The organism is Streptomyces sp. NPDC088706 (assembly GCF_044752765.1).
Classification (GTDB): Bacteria; Actinomycetota; Actinomycetes; order Streptomycetales; family Streptomycetaceae; genus Streptomyces.
On the sequence record NZ_JBIVLW010000002.1, the window covers coordinates 577,919 to 603,881 of the forward strand.

A 25,963-nucleotide genomic window follows, 5' to 3' on the forward strand; every position below is an offset into this window, starting at 1 on the left:
GCCCCCTCACTCCTCCAGCGCCGCCTCCATCACCGCCCGGGCGATCGGGGCGGCGCTGCCGCCGCCGCTGATGTCGGCCCGGTCCGCGGCGGCGTCCTCCACCACCACGGCGACCGCGACGGCCGGGCGGCCGGAGCCCGGGGCCTGGGCCCAGGAGATGAACCAGGCGTACGGCAGACCGGAGTTGTCGACGCCGTGCTGGGCGGTGCCGGTCTTGCCGCCGACCTGCACCCCGTCGATCGCCGCGTTCGACCCGGTGCCGTTCTCCACCACGTCGACCATCATCCGCTGGAGCTGCACCGCCGTGGAGGGGCTCATCGCCCGTTCGAAGGAGCGCGGCCCCTGCTGCTGGACCGTGTCCCCGCCGCCCGTGGTCAGCCGGTCCACCAGGTACGGCCGGCGCAGGTCGCCGTTGTTGGCCACCGCCGCGGCGACCATGGCCATCTGGAGCGGGGTCGCGGTGGTGTTGAACTGCCCGATCGAGGAGAGCGCGAGCTGGTCCTCGCTCATGTCGGTGTCGAAGTTGCTCCGCGCCACCGCGGACGGGATGCGCAGCCCGGTCTCGTTGAAGCCGAAGTTCTCCGCCGCCTCCACCATCCCCGCCAGCCCGACCTCCACCCCCAGGTGGGCCATCACCGTGTTGCAGGAGACCCGGATGGCATCGGCCAGCGACGCCTCCTCGCAGCCCGTGGCCTCGTTGGGCAGGGTGGTCCTCGTGTTCGGCAGGACGTACGGCGACGGGGTGTCCGTGGGCGCGTCCGCGTCGGTCACCACCCGGGCGTCCAGGGCCGCCGCCGCCGTCACGATCTTGAAGGTGGACCCCGGCGGATAGGTCTGCCGGATGGCCCGGTTGAGCATCGGCAGGCTGGTGGCCGCGTTCAGCCGGGCCCAGGCGTCGGTGACCGCGGGGCCGGTGCCGGAGAGCCGCTCGGGGTCGTACGACGGGGTCGAGACCAGCGCCAGGATCTTGCCCGTCGAGGGCTCCAGGGCGGCGACCGCGCCCCGCCGCCCGCTCAGTCCGGCGTACGCGGCGCGCTGCATCGACTCCCTGACGGTCGTGACGATGTCGCCGCCCGGCTGCCGGCCCCGCGTGAACTCGTTCCAGAAGGGCAGCGGGGCCAGCAGCGAGTCCCTCCCCGACAGGACACCGTCCTCCGCGTTCTCCAGGAGCGTGGTGCCGTACGTCTGCGAGGCGTACCCGGTGACCGGCGCGTACAGCGGGCCGTGCAGATAGGTGCGCTCGAAGCTCAGCTGCTCGCCGGTCTCCTTGTTGCCCGTCACGGCCCGGTCGCCGACCAGGATGTTCCCGCGCGGCTGGTCGTAACGGACGATGGTGTCACGCCGGTTGGCCGGGTTGTCGTCCAGCTCCCCGGCCTCGAAGAGCTGGACGCGGGCCGCGTTGACGAGCAGCGCCACGAGCAGCAGCAGGCAGAAGGCCGCGGCCCGCCGGATGTAGCGGATCACCGGTCCTCCTCCCCGGCCCGCGCGATGACCCCGGTCTCCACCTGTTCGGGGTGGGGTCTGCGCGAGACGTCGCTGAGCCGGATCAGCAGCGCCACGATGATCCAGTTGGTGACCACGGAGGAGCCGCCCTGCGCGAGGAACGGCATGGCCATCCCGGTCAGCGGGATCAGCCCCATCACCCCGCCCGCGATCACGAACACCTGGAGCGCCAGGATCGAGGCGAGGCCGATCGCCAGCAGCCGTCCGAACGGGTCGCGCAGGGCGAGCCCGGCCCGGTAGCCGCGCGCCACGAGGAGCGCGTAGAGCAGGAAGACGGCGGTCAGGCCGCTCAGCCCCAGCTCCTCGCCGGCCGTCGCCAGGATGAAGTCGGACTTGGCGGCGAAGCCGATCAGGATGGAGTGGCCCGCTCCGAGCCCGGTCCCGAGCATCCCGCCCGCCGCGAACGCGAACAGCGACTGGGCGAGCTGGCCAGGACCCCGCCCGGCGTCGATCGAGGCGAACGGGTCGAGCCAGTCCTGCACCCGGCTGTGCACATGCGGTTCGAACGAGCCGACGACGAACGCCCCGACGGCGGCGAGCAGCAGCCCGACCGCGATCCAGCCGGTCCGGCCGGTCGCCACGTACAGCATGATGACGAAGAGTCCGAAGAAGAGCAGCGAGGTACCGAGGTCCCGCTCCAGCACCAGCACGCCGACGCTGAGCAGCCAGATCGCCACGATGGGACCGAGCACCCGGCCGGTGGGCAGTTGCAGCTTCCAGAACGTGCGACCGGTGTACGCGAGCGCGTTGCGGTTGGCGGCGAGGTAGGCGGCGAAGAACACCGCGAGCAGGATCTTGGCGAACTCGCCCGGCTGGAAGGAGAGCCCGCCGACCCGGATCCAGATCTTCGCCCCGTTCACCGCCGGGAAGAAGATCGGCACGATCATGAGGACGAGCGCGGCGGCGACCGAGAGATAGGCGTAGCGCTGGAGTACCCGGTGGTCGCGCAGCAGCACCACGACGACGGTGAAGAGCGCGACGCCGAGCGTGGACCAGATCAGCTGGGTGGGCGCGGCCTGGTCGCGCGGGGTCTCCAGGTCGAGCCGGTAGATCAGCACCAGACCCAGACCGTTGAGCAGGACGGCGATCGGCAGCAGCAGCGGATCGGCGTACGGGGCCCGGAAGCGGACCGCGGCGTGGGCCAGCAGGGCGAGCATGCCGAGCCCGGCGCCGTAACCGGCGACATCGGGGGGCACGGCCCCGTCGTGGGCGAGGCCGACGGCCGCGTAACCGTAGACGGAGATCAGCACGGCCCCGATGAGGAGCGAGAGCTCGACCCCACGCCGTCTGGGCAGGCGGAGCTCGGGCGGGGGAGCGTCCGCCGTCGTTGCGGTCATGGATCGCAACGTAGCAAGAGGCGCGCCGTATTTCCCTTATGCCCCAGCTCTTTCGCCCCGGTACGGCGCGTCCGCCCGGGGGGCCCACGGCTGAGGGGCCGGGCTCCACGGGCGGACGGTTGGTGCGGCGGAGGCGGTCAGCACCAGTGCGGCGCGGTACCGATGTTCTCGATGTAACGGGCCGAACCCCAGGCCCAGGTGCCGTCGGTCAGCAGGTACCAGCGGTTGTTGCCGTCGATGTTGTCACCCTTGGTCTTGCAGAAGATGTTGACCACGGTGCCGTACTTCACCGAGCCCACGACCCGGCTGCTGCGGTAGGGCCGGTCGCGGAGCAGCAGGTTCGGCTTGGCGACGACCCGTCCCCTGTAGTTCTTCTCGGCCGCCTGCGGCCGGGCCTGGCCCTGGGCCTCGGCCTCCTGGCGGGCCTCCTGGCGCTGCGCCTCGTGCTCGCGCTGGAGGGCGGAGGCGGACAGTTCGTCGGATGACGGCTTCGGCGCGGCGGCCTCCGTGCGGTGGTCGACGGGGTGGGGGTCCGCCGCCAGAGCGGGCGCGGCGGCCGTGACCGCCGCGAGGGCGCCGGTGGCGACGCAGAGACCGATCCGGCGGAACCGTGAGGGGCGGGACAGGGGGGACATGCTGCCTCCATGAGAAGGAAGGGGGACCGTGGGGGCGCGAGATGAGCTCGCCCTCGCCACGCTAGGTTCGCCACGGAGAGTCCGCAACGCGCACTGTGCGTGAGGTCACCCCGGGCGACCGGTCCCCGCGCCTTCGCCGCCGGTGTTCCCGGCGGAATCCCCGTCGTCGAGGCGGACGTACTCCGGCAGCGTCAGCCGGGCCAGCGCCCCGCCGTCCGGGGGGTTGCCGAACTCCAGCCGGGCCCCGATCACCGCGGCCTGGCCCACGGCGATGGTCAGCCCGAGTCCGTGGCCCCTGCCTGCGCCGTCCGTGCGGAACCGCTGCGGACCGCCCTCCAGGAGGTAGCCCGGGAAGCCCGCGCCGTGATCGCGTACGGAGACCACCGCGCCCGCCACGCCCAGCACCACCGGCCCGGCGCCGTGCCGGTGGGCGTTGGCCACCAGGTTGCCGAGCACCCGCTCCAGCCGCCGCCGGTCGGTCTCCACCCGCGCCGGAGCCTCGACCCGCACCTCGGTGTCCGTGCCGGAGGCCCGCACCACCCGTTCCGCCACCGGGGCGAGATCGTGCACGGCCAGGTCGACCTGCTCCGTACGGGCGTCCAGGCGCGAGATCTCCAGCAGGTCCTCGGTCAGCGCGCGCATCGCCCGCACCCGGTCCCGTACCAGCTCCGCGGGCCGCCCCGGCGGCAGCAGCTCGGCGGCGGCCGACAGGCCGGTGAGCGGGGTGCGCAGCTCGTGCGCCACGTCGGCGGTGAACCGCTGCTCCGTCTGGAGCTTGCGCTGGAGGCTGGAGGCCATGGTGTCCAGCGCGCCCGAGACGATCGCCACCTCGTCCTGGCCGCGTACCGGGCGAGCCGTACGGGGGTCGCCGACCCGGGCGTCGAGGTCGCCCGCGCTGATCCGGCGGGCCACCCGCGCCGTCTGGTGCAGCCTGCGGGTCACCCGGCCGACGGCGAAGAGGCCGACGACCAGGGTGGCGGCGATGGCCAGCAGCGAGGAGCCGACGATCGCCCGGTCCAGGCCGCCGATGGTGGAGGCGCTGTGGCTGTAGTCCGTCCAGGTGGCCAGCGCCCGCCCGTCCGCCGGGCCCGCCGCCCACATCGCGGGGCCGCCCCGTCCGTCCGGGTCACCGGGCCGGTGCGGGCCTTCCGCGACCATGGTGCCCCGCTCGCCGCCCGCCGCCAGGGCGCGCAGCGAGCCGGGCAGCCCCGGCGGGTCGATGCCGGAGCCCCGGGGCAGCGGCTCCCCGGCCTCGTACGCGTCGGTGACGACCTCCAGCCGGTCCAGCGCCTTCTCGCGGGCGTGGGAGACCGTCTGCCGGGTCACCGCGGTGTGCACGAGGATGCCGAGCAGGGCGGCGAGGGTGCAGCACATGGCGGTCAGGAAGACCGCGGACTTCCAGGTGAGGGTCGCGGTCCAGGCGGGAGCGCGCAGGCGGCGCCGCTTCATCGGCCGTCCGCCGAGGGGCTGGAACGGGAGCTGTCCGGGGTGGGGACCGGCCGTCCCTCGGGCCGCTCCGGAGCCCGCAGGATCTCGTCCCGGGTGGCCAGCATCGCGTGCTGCCGGCCGTCCCAGGACCACGCGGTGCGGTACTCGTACCCGGAGATCGCCGACGGGGTCCGCAGGATCAGGTCCCGGCCCGCCAGCTCCACGCTGATCACCGCGTCCGACGTGGACATGATCCGGGTCAGCGCGCCCCGGCCGGCCCGGTAGGCGCGCACGGTGAGCTGACGTTCGGGCATCCGGATGCCGAGCACCAGCTCGTCCCTGCCGTCACCGGTCAGGTCGAGGTGATACGGGGCCAGTACCGGGCAGTCGTCCGGTGCCGTCCGGCACTCCCGGATCTCCCGGACCGTCCCCTCGGGCAGCTCGTCGAGGCCGCTGTCCCGGTCGGTCCTGGCCCTCAGCCCGGCCTGCACCACCGCCACCGGGTCCAGCCGGTGCACGTCGTCACCGGGCACCGTGATCCCGGGGATGCGGGCCGTCTCGCCTTCCCCGTAGTCGTACGGGGCGGCCGAGGCGGGCGGCAGGTCCGGCCAGAGGCGGGCGGGCTCGACCGCCGATGGGGCCTCGCCGGCGCTCTCCAGCCCGCCGGCCGAACCGCAGCCGGAGAGCAGGGCGAGTGCGGCCCCGGCGGACGCGAGGGTACGGACGCGGACCGGGCGCACGGCTCACCCTCCTCGTGGACGTCAGGGGGCCTACACCCTAGGACGTCTCCGTGCGCAATGCCCACTTCGTACCCTTACGGGACCCGAGGGGGCCGGCCGGCTCAGCGCTGGTACGGGTTCTGCCCCGGCTGCGTGAAGCCGGGCTGCTGCGGGGCCTGCCCGTGGCCGCCGTCGGGACCCGAGCCGTGCTGGGCGAGCAGCTGGTCGGCCTGGTCCTTGGATATCTGCTGCTCCCCGCCGCAGAAGGTGCACTGCGTCGCGTACTTCGTCGAGAAGGGGAAGAGCGGCACGAAGAACAGCGTGAACTTCGTGATCCGCTTGCGCAGGGTGTGCGCCGCCGGATTGCCGCACCAGTGGCACACCATCGTCAGGACGGCCAGCTGGTACAGATAGCCCTTGGTACCGAAAATGATCATGACGTGGTCCCCTTTCCCGTCCCCCGGAGTGCCTGCCGGCACAGCGCCAGGAGCTTTTCGTCCTCGTAGGTGTCATGGCTGCCGTACCCGCCGTCCAGTGCGTTGTGACGGCGTACGGAGGAGAGCTCGGCGCGCAGCACCTGTGCCGCCATGGACGCCGGGCCGACCGGTCCCATCCTTGCCAGGCATTCTGCCACCCGGACGCGGACATGGCGGTTCTTCTCCCAGGCGGCGAGCAGCACCTCGGTGCTCTCCTCCGGCCGCCCGGTCACCTCCCAGAGCGCGATCGCCGCGTCCACCCGCAGCCACAGCTCGTCGTGGCCGAGCAGCCCGCGCAGCCGGGGCGCGACCACCGCGGCGTGCGGGCCGAGCGCCCCCAGCGCCGCGGCGGCGGCCCGCCGGTCGTGCACCTGGTCCGACCCGAGCCCCTCGACCAGCACGGGCAGCACCGCGTCCCGGTCCCCGGCGACCGCCCACAGCGCCTCGGCCGCCTCCGTGGCCGTCCCCGCACGGTGGAGCATCGCCCGCAGCTCCGGCACGGCCTCCCGGGCGGCCGGCCCGAACGCCCCGAGCGCCCGCAGCGCCGCCGTACGCAGCCACTCGCCCCGGTACTCCGGGGCGCCGCGCAGCACCCGCAGCACCTCCGGCGTCGCCTCGCCCGCCCGCAGCGCGGTGAGCCCGGCCAGCAACGGGCTCGCCCGGTCGTAGGCCCCCTCATCCAGCTCCACCCCGGCGAGCCTGTGCCGCAGCGCTCCGGCCAGCGGACGGGCGGCCGGCCCGAGATGGCCGACGGTGAACCCCACGTCGTGCGGCACCTCCGGCAGCTCCAGGGCCGCCGCCAAGGCGGGCACCGCACGGGCGTCGCCGAGCCGGGCCAGCGCCTTCACCGTGGAGCCGAGCCCCGGCGGACCGCTGGCCCAGGCCTTCACCCAGCCACCGGGCTCGGCCGCCAGCCGGGCCGCCAGCGCGTCCGCGGTGGGGGCGGCCAGCGAGAACAACTCCTCCAGCACGTGGGAGGCGGCCTCGGCCAGCCGGGGCTCGGGATCGGCGAGCTGATCGCCGACGAGCGCCACCAGCTCCTCGTACGAACCGCGCCAGGCCCGCATCAGCCCGCCGCTCATCCGTACGGCGTCGATGCGCTGCCAGCGGTCGGGGCTGCGCAGCTGGTCGATGAGCAGGGCCGTACGGTCGCCCACCCGGTCGTCCAAGCCGACGTGCAGGGTGCGCAGCAGATCGGCGGCCCAGGGGGCGCCGCGCCCGGCGGCCTCCTGGGCGGAGAGGGCCCGCAACTGGCCCACCAGGGTCGGCGCCGCCACCTGCTCGGCCCGGGAGGCGTCCGTACAGCCGACCGCGTCGGTCTCCGGCTCCGGCTCGGCGTCACCCTCCGGCTCACCGTCCTGGTCGTGCTGCTCGTGCTCCGGAGCGCCGCCCGGGGCCGTACGCAACTCGCGCAGCAGGCCCGACACGACCGGCACCACATCGCGGGGCAGCGCGTCGGGCGAACAGCGCGCCAGCTGGGCCAGGGCCGCCAGCCGCAGCCCCGGCGCGCGCTCCCGGTCCACCAGCCGGGTCAGCCACTGGGCCACCCGCCCCGCCAGCGGACGGTGGCGCAGGGCGACCCGCCCGGCCGCCTCCACCAGGGCGAGACGCACCTCCTCGTCGGGCTCCACCGGCAGCCGCTCCCGCAGCAGCGTCAGGACGCGCACGGGGTGGCGGTGCAGGGTGGCCAGCGCCAGCGGCGCCGCCAGCCGCACCCCGGGGTCCTCGTCGGCGATCAGCTCGAAGAACACGCCCGCCCCCGCGGTGACCGCGGCCGCCGCCATCGCGTAGTTCGCGGCGCCCTCGATCTCGTCCTCGTCGATCTCCGCCTCGTCGTCCTCGTCCAGGTCGAAGCCGCCGATGCTGGTGAGCAGTTCGACGACGCTGCCCCGGTCCTGCACGTCCGGGTCCACGGCGAGCTCGAACAGGAAGGGGATGCACGCGAGGGTGCAGGCGTAGACGTCCCCCTGGTGGTGCACGGCTCCGTACATGCCGTCGAGCGCGCTCTCCCGCTCCGCCGGATCGGCGGAGGCGAGCCCCCGAAGGAGCACCGGCACGTCGTCGGCGGGCCCGTAGGCATGCTCCATCGAAGCCCAGTCGACCTCATCGATCCCCGAGAACACGCCATCCCCTCCCCACGTCACGGCGGCGTCCGGAAACTCCACCCGCTTCCGCACGCCTGTTCCCCACACCCCTGCGGCGCGTCCCGAAGAAAGCGCCTGCGCAGAGTGTGCACCACGGCTCCGACAATCCACCCGCCACTTGTGGCCTTTCCTCATGCCGTAACCAGGTCATGACCCTGTCATGACGCGATGGCGGCGGGAGAACCCGCGGGTTGCCTGTGGATCAGGACGAAACCGTCGGCAGTGGCCGCGCCCGGTCCGGGTCGAGCAGCGGGCCGAGCAGGTCCCCGTACCGCTCCAGCCGCCCGGCCATCCCGTCCGCGCGGAACACCAGCGCCCGCGGCGACCGGCACCCTTCGATCTCGTCCCAGGTGACGGGCGCGGACACGGCGGGCTCCGCCCTGGCCCGCAGGGTGTAGGGCGTGGCGGTGGTCTTCGACGCGGAGTTCTGGCTGAAGTCGACGAAGACCTTTCCCGGCCGCAGGGAGCGCTTCATCCGGTGCAGCGCCAGCTCCGGCAGGGCGCTCTCCGCCTCCATCGCGAGCCTCTTCGCATACGCGGACACCTCGGCGGAGGGGACCGGCTCCAGCGGGACCAGCAGATGCAGTCCCTTGGAGCCGGACGTCTTCCCGTAGGCGAACAGTCCATCGGCGGCGAGCCGCTCCCGCAGCCAGAGAGCCACCGCACAGCACTGCACGACGGTGGCGGGGGAGCCGGGGTCCAGGTCGAAGACCATCCGGTCGGCGATCTCGGGCGTCTCGACCCGCCACTGCGGGGTGTGGAACTCCACCATCAGGTTGGCCGCCCACATCAGCGAGGGCAGGTCCTGGACCATCACCTGGCGGGCGCCCGGGTCCTCGCTCCGCGGCACGGGGGTGGTGCGCACCCAGTCGGGCGTACCGGGCGGCGGATTCTTGGTGAAGAAGAGCTGCCCCTCGGGCCCGTCCGGATAGCGCAGGAAGGAGACCGGTCGGTCGCGCAGATGGGGCAGGATCGCCCCCGCCGCCGTGGCCGCGTAGTAGTGCAGCACCTCGCCCTTGGTCGTCCCGGTGGCCGGATATAGCACCTTGTCGAGATTGCTGAGCGAGAGGCGCCGCCCCTCCACCTCCGTGATCGGCGTCATACGATAAGGGTCACACGAACCACAGGAAAATCGTCCTGACTATCCGTGATCATCATGAACGGCCCAAAAGGGGTGAACGGTGAGGTCCATCTGGAACGGCGCGATCTCCTTCGGGCTGGTCAGCATCCCGATCAAGCTCGTCAACGCCACCGAGAACCACGCGATCCACTTCCGGCAGATCCACCTCGCCGACGGTGGCCGGATCCGGTACCGCAAGGTCTGCGAGCTGGACGAGGAGGAGGTGACCGGCGGCGAGATCGGCAAGGCCTACGAGGACGCCGACGGCACGATGATCCCGATCACCGACGATGATCTCGCCCAGCTCCCGCTGCCCACCGCCAAGACCATCGAGATCGTCGCCTTCGTGCCCGCCGACGAGATCGACCCGCTCCAGATGGACGCGGCGTACTACCTCTCCGCCAACGGGGTGCCGGCCGCCAAGCCGTACACGCTGCTGCGCGAGGCCCTCAAACGCAGCAACAAGGTCGCCGTCGCCAAGTACGCCCTGCGCGGCCGTGAACGGCTCGGCATGCTCCGGGTGGTGGACGACGTGATCGCCATGCACGGGTTGCTGTGGCCCGACGAGATCCGGGCCCCCGAGGGCGTCGCCCCGGACGGCGACGTCACCGTCCGCGACGCCGAACTCGACCTGGCGGACGCCCTGATGGACACCCTCGGCGAGGTCGACATGGACAGCCTCCACGACGACTACCGGGAGGCGTTGGAGGAGCTCGTCGCCGCGAAGGCCTCGGGTGAGGCGGTGCAGCCCTCGGAATCGAAGGACGGTGGCGGGGGCAAGGTCATCGACCTGCTCGCGGCCCTGGAGAGCAGTGTCCGCGCGGCGAAGAAGTCCCGGGGTGAGGGGGAGGACGGGGAAGAGGCCGAGGGCGAGGGGGACATGGCGGACGTCCACCCCATCGAGAAGACGGCGTCAGGCTCGGGGAGGACGGCGAAGAAGACGACCCAGCAGAAGTCCGCGCAGCAGAAGCCCGCCGCGAAGCCGACGCCCAAGTCCACCGGCACGACGAAGTCCACGGCGTCCACGGCCAGGAAGACCGCGCAGAAGAAGACGCCGGCCAAGTCGACGTCCACGGCCAAGGGGTCCTCGTCATCGGCCAAGAAGCAGACGTCGTCCGGCGGCCGGAACACGACGAAGAAGACGGCGGCGGCACCCCGCAAGCGCGCCTCGGCCTGACCCGAGGCGGAGCGCGGGCGCACCTGGCGGCCGGGCCATCGAAAGGCACCGAAAGGCACCCGCAGCAGGACGGCTGAGACCCGGCGGGGCCCTGGCCCCTCCGGGGCCTCGCCCGTCCAGGGCCCTGGCCCCTCGGGGCCCTCGCCCGTCCGGGGCCCTCGCCCGTCCAGGGCCCTGGCCCCTCCGGGCCATCGCCCGTCCGGGGCCCTCGCCCGTCCAGGGCCATCGCCCGTCCGGGGCCCTCGCCCGTCCAGGGCCATCGCCCGTCCGGGGCTCAGTTCCGGGGAGCCGAGACCGGATCGATGTAGTCGGGCAGGGTGGGCAGGTCGAGCCCCAGCGGACTGCGCTCGACGACATAGGTGCAGCTGGTGTAGGTGTACCCGGGCTGCACCTTCGACCCCGCCGCGTAACTGTCCACCCGGGACGACGCACCCGTACCGTGCTTGTAGAGGAAGTGGTATTCGCCGGAGGGCAGTTGGAGCCGCGCCTTCGGGTAACTCCTGCCGCCGTCCTTGCAGGCGAGGCGTGGGCCGGCCGACGCGCCGTAGCGCTTGCAGCCGGCACAGGGCTTCAGGGTGACGGTGCCGGTGACCGGCCCGGTGTAGAGCACCTCGACCGCGTTCGGCGCGTCATTGCTGATGACCAGCTCCATCCGGGGCCCGCCGGGCCGCCCGGACGGCGGCAGCCGCTTGCCCGCGGCCGGCCGGTCGTCGGCTATCTCGGCGGCGATGGCGATCTTCCTGGCCTGCGCCGCCCGGCCGTCGCCCTTGTAGGACCGGGCGAAACCGGCCAGCGTCGTACGGGCCTCGCCGAACTCCTTCTCCTTGAACTGGTCCACCCCGCAGGCGTACACCCCGTTCCGGATCCCCTGGTCCGCCCTGGCGCCCAGCCCCGGGACGCTCTCGGCGGGCAGGGCGGAGACGGTGGAGCTCAGCCCGCGCAACCCTTCGGTGGCCGCACACGGATCGGCGCCCTTCACCTCCGCGAGCCGGCCGTCGATCCGGCCGCCGATCGCGGGCGCCACCTGCCGCGCGGGCGCGGACTCGGGGAAGGTACGCAACAGTTGACCGAACTCCGACGAGCCCCCCGCGGAAACCCCACCCAGACGCGAGACACCACACCCGTACAACGACTCGGCGAGCGGCTCGTCGGGCCAGCCGGCCAGCTTGCCCAGCAGGTCACGCCCGACCGAGTCCGGCAGGGTCCGCAGATACGTCAACGGCTCGATGGCCTCGCAGTGCCGCTTCCCCTGGTACGGGGAGGAGACGGCGTCGTAGTACGCCTCAAGCCGGTCCGGGACGAGCTTGGCCGCCCGGGAGTCGGGGTGGTCCCGGTCGAGCGCGCGGTAGACGCCGAGTGCCCCCTCGTACTCGGCCCGCGCCGTCCCGAACGGCTGCCGGGCCGCGGCCGCGACCCTCCGGTCCCCGGACTCCAGCCGGTCGAGCAGCAGCTGCTCCCTGGCCTCGTCCCGCGCCGACCCGTACGCCACCACCCCACCGGCCGGAACGGCCAGCAGCACCACGCCCAGACCCACCGCCAGCACCGGCCGCCACGAACCACCGAGCGCCGACCGCAGGGCGATCCGCGCCCCGTCGGCGGCGGCGAGGACGAGCACGAGGAGATATCCGACGACGACACCCCCCGCCACCCCGTCCGGATCGGCGGGCAACGCCACGAACAACAGCACCCCGGTGGCAACCCAGCACCCGACGGCCCGCCCCCACCGTCCCAGCAGGGCATACCCCAGCCCCAGCCCGGTCAGATTGAGCAACCCGGCCCCCACGGCCCGGAGTCCCGCACCGGGCGGCGGCGGGCCGACAGCCGGCGCGTGGGAGGGCGGCGGCGGGGCAGGACCGAATCCGGGCGGGTCCGAAGGCGGCGGCGGGGGAGGACCGAACCCGGGCGGCTCCGAAGGCGGCGGCCCGTACCCGGGTGACCCCGAGGGTGGCGGCGGAACGGCCCCACCGGCCCTACCCGCGTGCCCGTCCCCGCCCGCGTCCCGTCCCGCAGTCCCGTTCAGATCACCGGACTCCATCACGGCCCCCCGCCGTCGAGCCTCATAGGTCCTCGTCACTCTGCCCGGTTCGGCCCCGATCCACGCACGATCGGGCGCTCGCCTCCCGGACCCCGCCCCCACCGCCTACCGGAGCTCACCATGAAAAAGACCCCCTGATCAGCGTTTCCACCGATCAGAAGGTCTTTCCGGAAAGTGCCCCCGGCAGGATTCGAACCTGCGCACCCGGCTCCGGAGGCCGATGCTCTATCCCCTGAGCTACGGGGGCGTATCGCGCTGTTGCTCTGCGACGGGTGAAACACTACCAGCTCCCACCGGGTCTCCGTGAACAGGTATTCCGTCGCGTCAGCCCGACCCTCACCCAGCCACGGGACCAGGGCGGGCGCGGCCCGTGGAGGCCGGCGCCACCCGTCCGGGGCGGAAGTGACCAAACGCCGGACGCGGTCGCTGGGGCCGACCTACTCTCGAAGAGTGCCAGGGGCGTACGGCCGCGTGCTGGTTGTCGACGACAACCAGGTCATCCGGCAGCTGATCAGGGTCAATCTCGAGCTGGAGGGCTTCGAGGTCGTGACCGCGGCCGATGGTGTGGAGTGCCTGGACCTGGTCCACCGGATCCGCCCCGATGTGATCACCCTCGATGTCGTGATGCCGCGCCTCGGAGGCCTGGAGACCGCGTCCCGGCTCCGCTCCGACCCCCGCACCCGGCATGTCCCCATCGCCGTCATCAGCGCTTGTACGCCCTATGAAGTGGACATGGGTACGTCGGCCGGGGTCGACGTGTTCCTGGCGAAGCCGTTCGAGCCCAGTGAGCTGGTGCGGATGGTGCACCGGCTGGCCACCGGGGAGGAGCTGCCGTCGGTCGACGGACGGACTGGTGCCGGACGGACCGGTGCCGGACGGACCGGTGCCGGACGGACCGGTGCCGGACGGGCGGGGAGTGCCACCGGCTGACCGGCTGCGGCTGACCGGCTGCGGCGAGCAGGGGACCGGCTCCGCTGACCGCCACCGGCTGACCCGCTCCGGCCAGGCGTGACCGCCACCGCTGACCGGATGGCGAAACCGGGTCGCGGAGTGCCCCTCCTCCTCCCATACGCTTGTCCCGTGACCCCCGCCGATCTCTCCCGGACCGTGCTGCGCGCCGTGCGCCGTGCGGTCGACGAGAATGCGCTGCGCGCGCCCGTGCCCGCGCGCGTGCGGGTGGAGAGGAGCCGGCCCGGCGGAAGCGGCGACTACGCCTGCGCGGTCGCGCTCCAGCTCGCCGGGGACGCCGGGCTGCCGGCCCTGGAGGTCGCCCGGATCCTGCGCGAGCGGGTCGCCGCCGAGCCCGGTATCGGGCGGGTCGAGATCACCGGTCCCGGGTTTCTGAGCCTCACTCTCGACGCCCCCTGCGACAACGACCGGGCCGTGCTCGACGCCGTACGGGAGCAGGGGAGTGCGTACGGACACGGGGGCGCGCTCCGGGACGAGCTCCTGCGGTTCCACCACGCGCGCGAGGTGCGCGCCGCCGTCACCGCCGATGCCGTGCGCCGGCTCCTGATCTCCCAGGGCGCCCGGGTCCGGGTCAGCTGCGAGGAGGCGAGCGATTCGGACTGGAGCCGGCTCGGCGTCACCGTCGACGCGCACGGTACGCCCCCGGTTCCGCTCACCTCGATCCGCCCGGTGCCCGCCGGCGCCACCGCGGCGGAGCTGCTGGAGCGGCTCGGCGCGGACGCGGCTCGCTGGGGGCTGCTGCGGCCCGCCTCGCACGACCGCGCCCCGCTCGGTGACGACCTGCTCGTCCAGGCGGAGGCCAACCCGCTCTTCCGGATCCGGTACGCCCACGCCAGGGCCCGCGCGCTCACCCGGGGCGCCGCCGCCCTCGGGTTCTCCTCCGCTCCGGCTGCCACCCCGTACACCGCGCCCGCCGTCCACGTACACGCCGAGCCCACCCCAGTCCCGTACGGCGGCGCCGCCCGCCCTCTCCTCGATCTTCTCGCCGACCACCCCGGCGTCCTTCTCGCCGCAGCCCGTCACCGCGCGCCCGACCGGGTCGCCCGGCAGCTGGAAGCCGTCGCGCACGCGTTCTTCGACTTCCACGACAGCTGCTCCCCGCTGCCCTCGGGCGACGAGAAACCCTCGGCCGCCCATCGCTCCCGGCTGGCCCTCGCCGAAGCCGCCGGGACGGTGCTGGCAGGCGGCCTGTCCCTGCTCGGTATCAGCGCGCCCGCACACCTCTGACGAATCTGACGAATCCGAGAGACCTCACCATGAGCCGCTCCGCACACCCCGCCGGTCCCCGTCACGCCGACGTCCTGACCGAGGGGCACTACTCCGCCCCCGCCGCCGACCTCAACGTCCTGGACGAGAAGGTCTGGGCCCGTACCGTCACCCGCGACGCCGACGGCGCCCTCACCGTGGGCGGAATCGGCGTCGCCCGGCTCGCCGAGGAGTTCGGCACCCCCGCCTACTTCCTGGACGAGAGCGACTTCCGCGCCCGCTGCCGGGCCTGGGCCGACGCCTTCGGGCCGGACGCCGACGTCTTCTACGCCGGCAAGGCCTTCCTCTCCCGCGCCGTCGTGCGCTGGCTGCGGGAGGAAGGGCTGAACCTGGACGTCTGCTCCGGGGGGGAGCTGACCACCGCCCTCGACGCCGGCATGCCCGCCGAGCGCATCGCCTTCCACGGCAACAACAAGACCGTCGCCGAGATCGAGCGGGCCGTCGAGGCCGGGGTCGGGCGGATCGTGCTCGACTCCTTCCAGGAGATCGTCCGCGTCGCCCACATCGCCCGGAGCCACGGCGTCCGCCAGCGCGTCCAGATCCGGGTCACCGTCGGTGTCGAGGCGCACACCCACGAGTTCATCGCCACCGCGCACGAGGACCAGAAGTTCGGCATCGCGCTGGCCGACGGGCTGGCCGCCGAGGCGGTCCGCAGGGCCCTCGCGCTCGACAGCCTCGAACTCATCGGCATCCACTCGCACATCGGCTCGCAGATCTTCGACATGGCCGGCTTCGAGGTCTCCGCCCGGCGCGTGGTGCAGCTGCTCGCCGAGGTCCGCGACGAGCACGGCGTCGAGCTCCCCGAGATCGACCTGGGCGGCGGCCTCGGTATCGCGTACACCTCCGAGGACGACCCCCGCGAGCCGCACGAGATCGCCAAGGCGCTCAGCGACATCGTCACCCGCGAGTGCGAGGCGGCGAGGCTGCGCACCCCGCGCATCTCGGTCGAGCCGGGGCGGGCCATCGTCGGACCCACCGCCTTCACCCTCTACGAGGTCGGCACCATCAAGCCCCTCGAAGGGCTGCGCACGTATGTCAGCGTCGACGGCGGGATGTCGGACAATATTCGTACCGCGCTGTACGACGCCGAGTACAGCGTGGCGCTCGTCTCACGCACCTCGGACGCCGAGCCGATGCTCGTCCGGGTCGTCGGCAAGCACTGCGAGAGCGGGGACATCGTGGTGAAGGACGCGTTCCTCCCCGCCGACCTGGCACCCGGGGACCTGCTCGCCGTCCCCGCCACCGGCGCGTACTGCCGCTCGATGGCGAGCAACTACAACCACGCCCTGCGCCCCCCGGTCGTCGCCGTCCGGGACGGCGAGGCACGCGTCATCGTCCGGCGCGAGACGGAGGAAGATCTCCTGCGTCTCGATGTCGGCTGATGAAATAGTCATCTCAGGATCCGGACGGGGGTCAGAAACGCCCGTCCGGTGAGTGAGACTGGTCCACACGTGAGCTTGATGAGAAACGAGGTCGGATGATGCGTACGCGTCCGCTGAAGGTGGCGCTGCTGGGCTGTGGAGTGGTCGGCTCAGAGGTGGCGCGCATCATGACGACGCACGCCGATGACCTCGCGGCGCGCATCGGCGCCCCCGTGGAGCTCGTCGGCGTCGCCGTCCGCCGCCCCTCGAAGGTGCGTGAGGGCATCGACCCCGCACTGATCACCACCGACGCGACCGCGCTCGTGCGGCGTGGCGACATCGACGTGGTGGTCGAGGTCATCGGGGGCATCGAGCCGGCCCGCACGCTCATCACCACCGCCTTCGAGAACGGCGCGAGCGTCGTCTCCGCCAACAAGGCGCTGCTCGCCGAGGACGGCGCGGCCCTGCACGCCGCCGCCGAGAAATACGGCCGCGATCTCTACTACGAGGCCGCCGTCGCGGGTGCCATCCCGCTGGTACGGCCACTGCGCGAGTCGCTCGCCGGTGACAAGGTCAACCGGGTGCTCGGCATCGTCAACGGCACGACCAACTTCATCCTCGACAAGATGGACACCAGCGGCGCCGGCTACTCCGAGGCGCTCGACGAGGCCACCGCCCTCGGGTACGCCGAGGCCGACCCGACCGCCGACGTCGAGGGCTTCGACGCCGCCGCGAAGGCCGCGATCCTCGCCGGGATCGCCTTCCACACCCGGGTGAAGATCGGCGATGTGCACCGCGAGGGCATCACCGAGGTCACCGCGGCCGACATCGCCTCCGCCCGCCGGATGGGCTGCACGGTCAAGCTCCTCGCCATCTGCGAGCGCGCCGCCGACGGGGCCTCGGTCACCGCCCGCGTCCACCCCGCGATGATCCCGCTCAGCCACCCGCTGGCCTCCGTCCGCGAGGCGTACAACGCGGTCTTCATCGAGGCCGACGCGGCCGGGCAGCTGATGTTCTACGGGCCCGGGGCCGGCGGCTCCCCGACCGCCTCGGCCGTCCTCGGCGACCTCGTCGCCGTCTGCCGCAACAAACTGGGCGAGGCCACCGGCCCCGGTGAGTCCGCCTACACGCGCCTGCCGGTCAGCCCCATGGGCGAGGTCGTCACGCGCTACCACATCAGCCTCGACGTGGCCGACAAGCCGGGCGTGCTCGCCCAGGTGGCGACGGTCTTCGCCGAGCAGGGCGTATCCATCGATACGGTACGCCAGCAAGGACGTCCGGACGGAGGCGGCGAGGCGTCCCTCGTCGTCGTCACCCACCGCGCGCCCGACGCCGCCCTCTCCGGGACCGTCGAAGCGCTGCGCAAGCTCGACACCGTGCGCGGTGTCGCCAGCATCATGCGTGTTGAAGGGGAGTAAAGGACCCATGACCAGCAAGGGCACCCATCAGTGGCGCGGCATCATCGAGGAGTACCGGGACCGGCTTCCGGTCACGGCCGCCACGCCGGTCGTCACGCTTCGTGAGGGCGGTACGCCGCTCGTTCCGGCGCAGGTCCTCTCCGAGCGCACGGGCTGCGAGGTGCACCTCAAGGTCGAGGGCGCCAACCCCACCGGTTCGTTCAAGGACCGCGGCATGACCATGGCCATCACCCGGGCCAAGGAGGAGGGGGCGAAGGCCGTCATCTGCGCCTCCACCGGCAACACCTCGGCCTCCGCCGCGGCGTACGCGGTGCGTGCGGGGATGGTCTGCGCCGTCCTCGTACCGCAGGGCAAGATCGCGCTCGGCAAGATGGGCCAGGCGCTCGTGCACGGCGCCAAGATCCTCCAGGTCGACGGCAACTTCGACGACTGCCTCACCCTGGCCCGCTCGCTCTCGGACAACTACCCGGTGGCGCTGGTCAATTCGGTCAACCCGGTCCGTATCGAGGGCCAGAAGACCGCCGCGTTCGAGATCGTCGACGCGCTCGGCGACGCCCCCGACATCCACGTCCTGCCGGTCGGCAACGCGGGCAACATCACCGCGTACTGGAAGGGGTACACCGAGTACGCCGGGGACGGCGTCTCCACGCACGCCCCGCGCATGTGGGGCTTCCAGGCCTCCGGCTCCGCGCCCATCGTGCGCGGCGAGGTCGTCAAGGACCCCTCCACCATCGCCACCGCCATCCGCATCGGCAACCCGGCCTCCTGGGACTTCGCCCTGGCCGCGCGGGACGAGTCGGGCGGGTTCATCGACGAGGTGACGGACCGGCAGATCCTGTCCGCCTACCGGCTGTTGGCCTCCCAGGAGGGCGTCTTCGTGGAGCCCGCGTCGGCCGCGTCCGTCGCCGGTCTGCTCAAGGCCGCCGAGGAGGGCAAGGTCGACCCCGGCCAGCGCGTCGTCTGCACGGTCACCGGCAACGGCCTCAAGGACCCGGACTGGGCCGTCGCGGGCGCCCCGCAGCCGGTCACCGTGCCGGTCGACGCGGCCACCGCGGCACAGAAGCTCGGACTGGTCTGACCGGCGTCCGGCCGTCCGTGACAGCCGCCCGTGCCAACCGGGCCCGGCAGACACGGGCGGCCGAGCCGACCAGGACAACCCAGCTCAACCGCCCTCTTTTCGGGGCGGAGAGCGCATAGGAGGCGTGCGACACGCATCGTGCGCCTCCTGTGCGCCCTATGTCGCGGCAGAACCTTCCTTCGATAAGCTGTACCCCATCCGCCCGACCTCCGCCCGCCGGTCCGCCGCGGCGCGGCAGCCGTCGTGACGGCGCGTACGGGCCGGGCCACCGGCCCCATCCGCAGACCCCCACCGCCGCAGAGCCACCGCACCGCAATCCCCGCCGCCTTACAAGGAGTCGTCCAACCGATGGCCGGTCCCGCGTTCCGAGCCGCCGCCGTCCGGGTGCGCGTCCCCGCAACCAGCGCCAACCTGGGCCCGGGCTTCGACGCCCTCGGCCTCTCGCTGGGGCTGTACGACGACGTCGTCGTCCGGGTCGCCGACTCCGGGCTCCACATCGACATCGCGGGTGAGGGCGGCGAGACGCTGCCCCGGGACGAGAGCCACCTGCTCGTACGCTCCCTGCGCACCGCCTTCGACCTGCTCGGCGGCCAGCCCCGCGGCCTGGAGATCGTCTGCGCCAACCGCATCCCGCACGGCCGCGGCCTCGGCTCCTCCTCCGCCGCCATCTGCGCCGGAATCGTCGCCGCCCGCGCCGTGACCACCGGCGGCGACGCCCGTCTCGACGACGAGGCCCTGCTGGAGCTGGCCACCGAGATCGAGGGGCACCCCGACAACGTGGCGGCCTGTCTGCTCGGCGGATTCACCCTCGCGTGGATGGACGGCGGAGCGGCCCGGGCCATCCGGATGGACCCCGCGCCGTCCGTCGTTCCGGTGGTCTTCGTGCCCGGCCGGCCCGTGCTCACCGAGACGGCGCGCGGCCTGCTCCCGCGCACCGTCCCGCACGTCGACGCCGCCCTCAACGCGGGCCGGGCCGCCCTGCTCGTCGAGGCGCTGACCAGGCGCCCCGAGCTGCTGCTCGCCGCCACCGAGGACCGCATCCACCAGGAGTACCGGGGCCCGGCGATGCCTGAGAGCGTCGAGCTGGTGCACCGGCTGCGCGCCGACGGCGTGCCCGCGGTGATCTCCGGCGCGGGCCCCACGGTGCTCGCGCTGGCGGAGGAGGGTTCCGCCGACAAGGTCGCCCGGCTGGCGGGGGAGGGCTGGGCCGCGAACCGGCTGGCCCTCGACGCCGCGGGCGCCACCGTGCTGCCGCTGGCCGCGTGACCGCATGTGATTACCGGTGGCCGAGAGGGGGAATGTTTGTTGGAGCCGGTAGTGTTAACCTCAAGTCTGCAACCGACGTCTTTGAGGCGCGTTGCTTCGTGTCCCCCTCCGGGACCGCCATTCTTCCGGGAGCCTCCCCAACTGCCTGAGCAGCCTGCCTGAGCAGTTTCGAGCACGCTCCGGAACCGGCACGACACCCTCGCTCGTCCAGGAGTGGGCCGAGCAGGGGGATCTCGCGCCGGACCCCGCACGTTCATCTCTCCGCCGTACCCGGCGGACCACCGCCCCGGCAAGGTCCGCGATCCAGCAAGATCAACAGACCGCAGTCGGACAGCACAACCGGTCGCCGAGCCAGAAGGCCGACGTCCGCTCCAGGGAAGGACCCTTCGTGAGCGACACCACCGATCTGATGGGCGTGACTGCCGACAAGAATGTCGACAGCGCCGCGCCCGCCGAAGGTGCTGCCACTGGCACCACCGCACGGCGCCGCCGCTCCGGCACCGGCCTCGAGGGCATGGTCCTGGCCGAGCTGCAGCAGGTCGCGTCCGGCCTCGGCATCAGGGGCACTGCGCGGATGCGCAAGAGCCAGCTGATCGAGGTCATCAAGGAGGCGCAGGCGGGCGGCGGATCCGCCGCCCCCAAGACCTCCGCCAAGACTGGTACCGGGGACGAGGCCCCCGCCGCCGAGGCGGAGAGCAAGCCCAAGCGGCGTGCCACCTCCAAGGCGCGCACCGGGGACGAGGCCGCCGCTGCCGAGCAGGCCACGGCCCAGCAGCAGATCGACATCCCCGGCCAACCGGCCAGCGACGACCAGCCCACGGGCGAGCGCCGTCGCCGCCGCGCGACCGCGCAGGCGGGCAGCCCCGAGACCAAGGCCGAGGCGAAGACCGAGGCCAAGGCGGAGCCGCAGGCCGAGCAGAAGACCGAGGACCGCGGCGAGCCCAGGGGCGAGGCCAAGGCCGAGGCCGCGGCCGACACCGCCGAGGGCCGCCGTGGCGACCGCCAGAGCCGTGGCGACCGCGAGCGTGGTGACCGGGGCGAGCGCGGGGAGCGCCGCGAGCGCCAGCGCGACCGCCGGGGCAAGGGCGACGACCAGGGCCAGCAGGGCGGCGGCGGGCAGCGCCCGCAGCGCCAGGGCCAGGGGCAGAGCCAGAGCCAGGGCCAGGGCCAGCAGAACCGTGACAACGGTCCGCAGGACGACTTCGACGACGAGGCGGGCGGCCGCCGTGGCCGTCGCGGACGCTACCGCGACCGTCGCGGCCGTCGCGGCCGTGACGACTTCGCCAGCGATGTGCAGGTGGCCGACGACGACGTCCTGATCCCCGTCGCGGGCATCCTGGACATCCTCGACAACTACGCGTTCATCCGGACCTCCGGCTACCTGCCGGGCCCGAACGACGTGTACGTCTCGCTCGCCCAGGTCCGCAAGAACGGCCTGCGCAAGGGTGACCACGTCACCGGTGCGGTGCGCCAGCCCAAGGACGGCGAACGGCGCGAGAAGTTCAACGCGCTGGTCCGCCTCGACTCGGTCAACGGCATGGCCCCCGAGTCCGGCCGGGGTCGCCCCGAGTTCCAGAAGCTGACCCCGCTCTACCCGCAGGACCGGCTCCGTCTGGAGACCGACTCCAACATCCTGACGACGCGGATCATCGACCTGGTGGCCCCGATCGGAAAGGGCCAGCGCGGGCTCATCGTGGCCCCGCCGAAGACCGGCAAGACGATGATCCTCCAGGCCATCGCCAACGCCATCACGGTCAACAGCCCCGAGTGCCACCTGATGGTCGTCCTGGTCGACGAGCGTCCGGAAGAGGTCACCGACATGCAGCGGTCGGTGAAGGGCGAGGTCATCTCCTCGACCTTCGACCGTCCCGCCGAGGATCACACCACCGTCGCCGAGCTGGCCATCGAGCGCGCCAAGCGCCTCGTGGAGCTGGGTCACGACGTGGTCGTCCTGCTCGACTCGATCACCCGTCTGGGCCGCGCGTACAACCTCGCGGCGCCCGCCTCCGGCCGCATCCTCTCCGGTGGTGTCGACTCGACCGCGCTGTACCCCCCGAAGCGCTTCTTCGGTGCCGCGCGCAACATCGAGGACGGCGGCTCGCTGACCATCCTGGCCACCGCGCTCGTCGAGACCGGCTCGCGCATGGACGAGGTGATCTTCGAGGAGTTCAAGGGCACCGGCAACATGGAGCTCAAGCTCGACCGGAAGCTCTCGGACAAGCGCATCTTCCCGGCGGTGGACGTCGACGCGTCCTCCACCCGTAAGGAAGAGATCCTGCTCGGCACCGACGAGCTGGCGGTCGTCTGGAAGCTGCGCCGGGTGCTGCACGCGCTCGACCAGCAGCAGGCGATCGAGCTCCTCCTGGACCGGATGAAGAAGACCCAGTCCAACGCGGAGTTCCTGCTGCAGATCCAGAAGACGACGCCGGGCAGCGGAAACGGCAACGACTGATTGCGGTCCTGCGGTTTTCGCCAACCGCCTTGTGAATCCGCCCCGTTACTCGAGTGACGGGGCGGATTCATGCATGTAATATCAATCTGCCGTCAATCTCCCCCCACTTGCGGCACTTTCACCTCATGCCTTTGGACCAACGGGAGACTTGCGTGCGCATATCGCGTCATGCCGGATCAGCACGAATAGCCGGTCGCCTGGCGGCCGTCGCCGCCGCCACACTGGCACTGCTGGGCGGGGGCCTGACGGCCGGCGCTCAGGCGACCGAGGGCGGTGAGCGATTCCTGCCGCCGAAGGGCGTCGAGGTGGTCAGCCCGCAGAAGCTCTCGCCGAAGATCATCGGTGGGACGAACACCGCCTTCAAGGACGCACCCTGGATGGTGCAGCTCCTCTTCGAGTACGACAACGACGGCATCTTCTACTTCTCCTGCGGCGGGACCCTGGTGGCCCCCAACAAGGTGATGACGGCGGCCCACTGCGTCACCGACGACAACGGCAAGGCCCTCGACATGGCCGGCCGCGGGATGGTGCTCGCCGGGACCGCAAAACTGGCGGGCGGCCCCAACGACGAAGGCACGGCCGTCGGGATTTCCCGCTCCTATTTCGCGGGCACGTACAACGCGGCCGAGATAGACAACGACATCGCGCTCCTGACGCTTTCCAAGCCGCTGCCCTATACGCCTGCGCAGCCCGCTTCGTACGGCGATAACGCGCGTTACGCCCCCGGAACGACCGCCACCACCTACGGCTGGGGCATGACCGGCTCCGACTGGGACTTCTCCCCCCTCTCGGACACCCTGCTGCGGCTGCAGCAGCCGCTGCGTTCGGACGCCGAGTGCTCCGAGAACCTCGACGGGGCCATCGGTGTCCCGGGGGCCTACAAGCCGGGCCACATGATCTGCGCGGGCATCGGCGGCACCGGTGACGACTCCACCGGCCGGGCGACCTGCCCCGGCGACTCCGGCAGTCCGATGTTCGTCAGCGGCCGCGTCATCGGCATCACCTCGTGGGGTCCGGCCACCACCTCCCAGGCGTGCAACCTGGAGGGCACCTACGACGCCTACACCAAGGTGTCGACGTACTACCGGTCGATCCAGCCCCGCATCGACGACACCAGCTTCAGCGGTGACCACCGGGCCGACCTGTTCGCCCGGACCACCGGTGCCACCGCGTACACCTTCCCCTCGTCCGGCGAGAAGCTCGCCGCACGCAAGGTGTTCGGCGGCTCCTACAGCGCGTACAACCTGTTCGTCCAGACCGACATCGACCGGGACGGCTACCAGGACCTGATCGCCCGTGAGGCCTCCACCGGGAACGTCTTCTGGCTGCACCGGTCGGCGAGCAGCTCCACCTACGCCAAGACGAAGATCTTCAGCAACTGGAAGTCGGTCCGGGCGATCATCGCTCCGGGCGACGTCAACAACGACGGCAAGGGCGACATCCTGGCCGTCAACGCCGCGGGCGACCTCATGACGTACCCGAGCTTCGGCAACGGCAAGTTCAACACCCCGGCGAAGGCGGCAGCCGGATACCAGGTCTACAACCAGGTGCGCGGGCACGGCGACCTCACCTACGACGGCAAGAACGACCTGCTCCTGCGTCGCGGCGGCTCGAACGACCTCTACCTGGTCAAGGGCACGGGCAAGTCCACCGCCCCCTTCGAGGCGCCGGTCAAGGTCCGCAGCAACCTGTCGGCGTACAACCACCTGGTCACCCCGGGCGATGTGAACGGCGACGCGAAGGCCGACCTCGTGGCGCGCTCCACCTCCGGCGACCTGTACCTCCTCAAGGGCACCGGCCAGGCCACGTCGGAGATCTTCGCCACACAGGTCAAGCTCGGCAGCGGCTGGAACAGCTACTACACCGTCGGCTGAAACCCCAGGTGAGCGGCGGCTGACCGACCGCGCACCGGCACTTCCTGTGGCCCCCGTCGTCCGACGGGGGCCACAGGCGCGTATGCAACCCTTCTTCGTGCTTCGGCCGTCCTGACACGAGGGGCCGGCCGCGCGTGGATCGCCACGGCAGGGGGCAGACGGGCAACAGAGGTGACGAGGGAGACGCGTGAGCGAGCAGAGGAAGACCCCGGGGCGGATACGCGGCACCGGCACCCGCCGGAGAAAGGCCTCGGGCCGGCACCGCGCGAAAGTCGTCACGGCCTGGACGGTGGCGGGTGTGGTGGTCGTCGGCGGGGCCGGCCTCGGATACGCGTACGTCACGCTCGACGGCAACCTCTCCAGCGTCGACATCGACGCCGAACTCGGCACCGACCGCCCCAACGACGTGGACGACGGCTCCCAGGACATCCTGGTGCTGGGCTCCGACTCGCGCTCCGGCGCCAACGGGAAGTACGGCGCCGACGAGGGCGCCGCCCGCTCCGACACGGCGATGGTCGTGCACGTCGACAAGGGCCACAAGTCGGCGAGCGTCGTCTCGATACCCCGCGACACCCTGATCGGACGCCCCGCCTGTACGAGCGACACGACGGGTGACCCGGTCGGCGCCGAGCGGCGCGCCATGTTCAACACCGCCTACGAGGTCGGCGGGCCGGCCTGCGCGGTGAAGACCGTCGAATCGATGTCCGGTATCCGCATGGACCACTACGTCGAGGTCGACTTCACCGGCTTCGAGAAGCTCATCGACGAGCTGGGCGGTGTCGAGATCACCACGAAGACCGCCATCAACGACTCCAAGAGCCACCTCGACCTGGAGCCGGGCACCCACACCCTGGACGGCGAGGAGTCCCTCGGCCTCGTCCGTACCCGCAAGAGCGTCGGCGACGGCAGTGACCTCGGCCGCATCCAGCTCCAGCAGGCGTTCGTCAAGGCGCTGATGGAACAGGCCAGGAGCGTCGGGGTGTTCTCCAGCCCGAGGAAGCTGTTCGGCCTCGCGGACGCCGCCACCAAGGCCGTCACCACCGACTCCGGCCTCGGCTCGGTCAAGAAGCTCGCCGCTTTCGCCGACGGGCTCAAGGGGCTGGGCGCGAAGAACGTGCACATGGTGACCCTGCCGGTGGAGTACGACCCGGCCGACCCCAACCGGGTCCTCCCGCAGGAGCGGGCCGGCCGGCAGGTCTGGGCCGCGCTGAAGCAGGACCGGCCCATCCCGGCCTCCGCGACCGAGAATTCGGCCGGGGACAAGGGGGACGTCGGAAAGGTCGTCGGACAGACCGTCGGATAGGCCGTCGGACAGGCCGCCGGACCGGGTCTGGTGCACCCGGGGGAATACCTGCGGTCCGCCCCCGGTTTTGGGAGATACGGCCGGTCCTGGCAGACTGGTACGTCGGCCCCGGTTCACGGCCGCGCAATCCGCGCGGACGACCCGGCGCCCTCCCGAAACTAGGAGACACCTTGAAGCGCGACATCCACCCCGAGTACGTCGAGACGCAGGTCAGCTGCACCTGCGGTGCGTCGTTCACCACGCGGAGCACCATCGACGGCGGCGCCATCCGTGCCGACGTCTGCTCCGAGTGCCACCCGTTCTACACGGGCAAGCAGAAGATCCTCGACACCGGCGGCCGCGTGGCCCGCTTCGAGGCCCGCTTCGGCAAGGCTGCCGGCTCCGCCAGCAAGTAGCGAGCCA

The 25,963-nt window shown here is 72.3% G+C and carries 20 protein-coding genes and 1 tRNA gene; 11 read left to right on the forward strand and 10 right to left on the reverse strand.

Annotated features, from left to right (window positions below; genetic code table 11):
• Nucleotides 1-6: 6 nt before the first annotated feature.
• The 8 genes from ACIQAK_RS08255 to ligD all read right to left on the reverse strand — a co-directional run bounded on the left by ACIQAK_RS08255 (nucleotide 7) and on the right by ligD (nucleotide 9,344).
• Nucleotides 7-1,464, reverse strand: a complete 1,458-nt coding sequence (locus tag ACIQAK_RS08255) for a penicillin-binding transpeptidase domain-containing protein (RefSeq protein ID WP_366387469.1) — start codon at nucleotides 1,462-1,464, stop codon at nucleotides 7-9.
• A complete protein-coding gene (locus ACIQAK_RS08260) occupies nucleotides 1,461-2,840 on the reverse strand; it encodes an FtsW/RodA/SpoVE family cell cycle protein (protein WP_366387470.1) in 1,380 nt (459 codons plus the stop codon). The genes ACIQAK_RS08255 and ACIQAK_RS08260 overlap by 4 nt, the downstream gene beginning before the upstream one ends.
• 137 nt (nucleotides 2,841-2,977) lie before the next feature.
• Nucleotides 2,978-3,475, reverse strand: a complete 498-nt coding sequence (locus ACIQAK_RS08265; RefSeq protein WP_366387471.1) for an SH3 domain-containing protein — start codon at nucleotides 3,473-3,475, stop codon at nucleotides 2,978-2,980.
• A gap of 105 nt (nucleotides 3,476-3,580) precedes the next feature.
• Nucleotides 3,581-4,924: a HAMP domain-containing sensor histidine kinase gene (locus ACIQAK_RS08270; RefSeq protein ID WP_366387472.1), complete on the reverse strand. Its 1,344-nt coding sequence runs from the start codon at nucleotides 4,922-4,924 to the stop codon at nucleotides 3,581-3,583.
• Entirely contained in the window at nucleotides 4,921-5,643 is a 723-nt protein-coding gene (locus tag ACIQAK_RS08275) for a hypothetical protein (protein ID WP_366387473.1), read from the reverse strand. The genes ACIQAK_RS08270 and ACIQAK_RS08275 overlap by 4 nt, the downstream gene beginning before the upstream one ends.
• A 101-nt stretch (nucleotides 5,644-5,744) precedes the next feature.
• Nucleotides 5,745-6,059: a zinc-ribbon domain-containing protein gene (locus ACIQAK_RS08280; RefSeq protein WP_366387474.1), complete on the reverse strand. Its 315-nt coding sequence runs from the start codon at nucleotides 6,057-6,059 to the stop codon at nucleotides 5,745-5,747.
• On the reverse strand, nucleotides 6,056-8,221 hold the full coding sequence (locus ACIQAK_RS08285; RefSeq protein ID WP_366387475.1) for a PBS lyase: 2,166 nt from the start codon (nucleotides 8,219-8,221) through the stop codon (nucleotides 6,056-6,058). Before ACIQAK_RS08285 ends, ACIQAK_RS08280 begins: the two co-directional genes overlap by 4 nt.
• A 223-nt stretch (nucleotides 8,222-8,444) precedes the next feature.
• Nucleotides 8,445-9,344: a non-homologous end-joining DNA ligase gene (gene ligD / locus ACIQAK_RS08290; RefSeq protein WP_366387476.1), complete on the reverse strand. Its 900-nt coding sequence runs from the start codon at nucleotides 9,342-9,344 to the stop codon at nucleotides 8,445-8,447.
• Between the two features lie 79 nt (nucleotides 9,345-9,423).
• Between ligD and ACIQAK_RS08295 the strand changes: the two genes are divergently transcribed.
• A complete protein-coding gene (locus ACIQAK_RS08295) occupies nucleotides 9,424-10,539 on the forward strand; it encodes a Ku protein (RefSeq protein WP_366387477.1) in 1,116 nt (371 codons plus the stop codon).
• Between the two features lie 274 nt (nucleotides 10,540-10,813).
• On the opposite strand, the gene ACIQAK_RS08300 is transcribed toward ACIQAK_RS08295, so the two are convergent.
• Entirely contained in the window at nucleotides 10,814-12,310 is a 1,497-nt protein-coding gene (locus ACIQAK_RS08300; RefSeq protein WP_366387478.1) for a hypothetical protein, read from the reverse strand.
• A gap of 439 nt (nucleotides 12,311-12,749) precedes the next feature.
• Nucleotides 12,750-12,821, reverse strand: a tRNA-Arg gene (locus ACIQAK_RS08305).
• A gap of 203 nt (nucleotides 12,822-13,024) precedes the next feature.
• On the opposite strand from ACIQAK_RS08305, the gene ACIQAK_RS08310 reads away from it, so the two are divergent.
• The 10 genes from ACIQAK_RS08310 (at nucleotide 13,025) to rpmE (ending at nucleotide 25,956) form a co-directional block, all read left to right on the forward strand.
• Complete coding sequence (locus tag ACIQAK_RS08310) at nucleotides 13,025-13,504, forward strand: response regulator (protein ID WP_366387479.1); 480 nt, start codon at nucleotides 13,025-13,027, stop codon at nucleotides 13,502-13,504.
• 150 nt (nucleotides 13,505-13,654) lie between these two features.
• Complete coding sequence (gene nrtL / locus ACIQAK_RS08315) at nucleotides 13,655-14,770, forward strand: ArgS-related anticodon-binding protein NrtL (RefSeq protein WP_366387480.1); 1,116 nt, start codon at nucleotides 13,655-13,657, stop codon at nucleotides 14,768-14,770.
• A 29-nt stretch (nucleotides 14,771-14,799) separates the two neighbouring features.
• Nucleotides 14,800-16,191 carry a diaminopimelate decarboxylase gene (gene lysA, locus ACIQAK_RS08320; RefSeq protein ID WP_366387481.1) on the forward strand — a complete coding sequence of 464 codons (1,392 nt, stop codon included), beginning with the start codon at nucleotides 14,800-14,802 and terminating at the stop codon, nucleotides 16,189-16,191.
• Nucleotides 16,192-16,286: 95 nt separating this feature from the next.
• Nucleotides 16,287-17,588 carry a homoserine dehydrogenase gene (locus ACIQAK_RS08325; RefSeq protein WP_366387482.1) on the forward strand — a complete coding sequence of 434 codons (1,302 nt, stop codon included), beginning with the start codon at nucleotides 16,287-16,289 and terminating at the stop codon, nucleotides 17,586-17,588.
• A gap of 7 nt (nucleotides 17,589-17,595) precedes the next feature.
• Nucleotides 17,596-18,666: a threonine synthase gene (thrC, locus tag ACIQAK_RS08330; protein ID WP_366387483.1), complete on the forward strand. Its 1,071-nt coding sequence runs from the start codon at nucleotides 17,596-17,598 to the stop codon at nucleotides 18,664-18,666.
• A 348-nt stretch (nucleotides 18,667-19,014) separates the two neighbouring features.
• Nucleotides 19,015-19,932 carry a homoserine kinase gene (thrB, locus tag ACIQAK_RS08335; RefSeq protein ID WP_073878335.1) on the forward strand — a complete coding sequence of 306 codons (918 nt, stop codon included), beginning with the start codon at nucleotides 19,015-19,017 and terminating at the stop codon, nucleotides 19,930-19,932.
• 388 nt (nucleotides 19,933-20,320) lie between these two features.
• The gene (gene rho / locus ACIQAK_RS08340; RefSeq protein ID WP_366387484.1) at nucleotides 20,321-22,384 is read left to right on the forward strand and encodes a transcription termination factor Rho; all 2,064 of its coding nucleotides are present in this window, start codon (nucleotides 20,321-20,323) and stop codon (nucleotides 22,382-22,384) included.
• A 152-nt stretch (nucleotides 22,385-22,536) separates the two neighbouring features.
• Nucleotides 22,537-24,258 carry a trypsin-like serine protease gene (locus ACIQAK_RS08345; protein WP_366387485.1) on the forward strand — a complete coding sequence of 574 codons (1,722 nt, stop codon included), beginning with the start codon at nucleotides 22,537-22,539 and terminating at the stop codon, nucleotides 24,256-24,258.
• Nucleotides 24,259-24,445: 187 nt separating this feature from the next.
• Complete coding sequence (locus tag ACIQAK_RS08350; RefSeq protein WP_366387486.1) at nucleotides 24,446-25,561, forward strand: LCP family protein; 1,116 nt, start codon at nucleotides 24,446-24,448, stop codon at nucleotides 25,559-25,561.
• A 170-nt stretch (nucleotides 25,562-25,731) separates the two neighbouring features.
• On the forward strand, nucleotides 25,732-25,956 hold the full coding sequence (gene rpmE / locus ACIQAK_RS08355; RefSeq protein ID WP_030915942.1) for a 50S ribosomal protein L31: 225 nt from the start codon (nucleotides 25,732-25,734) through the stop codon (nucleotides 25,954-25,956).
• Nucleotides 25,957-25,963: the final 7 nt, after the last annotated feature.

Excerpts from the sequence above, each read along its gene's own strand:
- ACIQAK_RS08260 (WP_366387470.1), bottom strand. The coding sequence starts at position 2,840 with ATGACCGCAACGACGGCGGACGCTCCCCCGCCCGAGCTCCGCCTGCCC.
- ACIQAK_RS08265 (WP_366387471.1), bottom strand. The coding sequence starts at position 3,475 with ATGTCCCCCCTGTCCCGCCCCTCACGGTTCCGCCGGATCGGTCTCTGC.
- ACIQAK_RS08270 (WP_366387472.1), bottom strand. The coding sequence starts at position 4,924 with ATGAAGCGGCGCCGCCTGCGCGCTCCCGCCTGGACCGCGACCCTCACC.
- ACIQAK_RS08280 (WP_366387474.1), bottom strand. The coding sequence starts at position 6,059 with ATGATCATTTTCGGTACCAAGGGCTATCTGTACCAGCTGGCCGTCCTG.
- ligD (WP_366387476.1), bottom strand. The coding sequence starts at position 9,344 with ATGACGCCGATCACGGAGGTGGAGGGGCGGCGCCTCTCGCTCAGCAAT.
- lysA (WP_366387481.1), top strand. The coding sequence starts at position 14,800 with ATGAGCCGCTCCGCACACCCCGCCGGTCCCCGTCACGCCGACGTCCTG.
- ACIQAK_RS08325 (WP_366387482.1), top strand. The coding sequence starts at position 16,287 with ATGATGCGTACGCGTCCGCTGAAGGTGGCGCTGCTGGGCTGTGGAGTG.
- thrC (WP_366387483.1), top strand. The coding sequence starts at position 17,596 with ATGACCAGCAAGGGCACCCATCAGTGGCGCGGCATCATCGAGGAGTAC.
- thrB (WP_073878335.1), top strand. The coding sequence starts at position 19,015 with ATGGCCGGTCCCGCGTTCCGAGCCGCCGCCGTCCGGGTGCGCGTCCCC.